1 pseudogene is annotated in these 733 nt (G+C 49.1%); it reads right to left on the bottom strand.

The annotated features are described in order from the left end of the window. Window positions 1–343: 343 nt before the first annotated feature. A pseudogene (locus tag E8D52_18585) lies at window positions 344–598 on the bottom strand (hypothetical protein). Between the last annotated feature and the right edge of the window lie 135 nt (window positions 599–733).

Consider the following 733-nt stretch of genomic DNA (forward strand, 5'->3'; position numbering starts at 1 on the left):
TCAGGGAGCCTTTGGGCGGGGCGCACCGGAATTGCCAATTGATCGCCGCAAATTTGAAAGATGCCTTAATTCGTCACCTGACAGATTTGCAGCAGCGGACTATTGATGATTTGCTGGCAATACGTTATCAGCGGTTGATGGGCTTTGGGGCTTTTGTTGAGGAAGTTGTTAAGTAGATGTAGGGTACGCATCGCGTACCTTGTTGATGCTTACTTAATATGATCTGTTCGAAAATGGTACGCGGTGCGTAGCCTACAAGACTGATAAATTATAAAGCCGTTCGTGGTGAGCCTGTCGAACCATGAACACATTGATGTGTCGCTAACGCGACGATTGATTTTAATCGGGTTCTCGCACCCGAAGGCGAGATACTTTTCTTTGCTTGTCCAAAGAAAGTATCCAAAAGAAACGACCCCCGGATGCCGCTTATTTCCTGCGCTTCTCGCATTTACCGGGGGTTGTCAAAAGGGACTTCCTGTCCCTTTGACAACGTGCGGCATCCCTGCCGCACCCCTAACGGGCTATCCCCGACAAATGCTCCGATGCCCGGCGCGGTTACGGGAGTTGGCGGATTTTTGAGATAGGATGTGCTGAACAAAGTGAAACGTATCTGTCGCGAACGATGCGCCTCGTTCCTCGGCACATCCTATGAACTACCGCTCTACCCATCCTACGCACTCTCATATAAGGTAATCTATGAGCAATATTATTGACCAAGGTCAAATTTCGGAAC

Source organism: Nitrospira sp., from assembly GCA_005116745.1.
Lineage (GTDB): Bacteria > Nitrospirota > Nitrospiria > Nitrospirales > Nitrospiraceae > Nitrospira_D.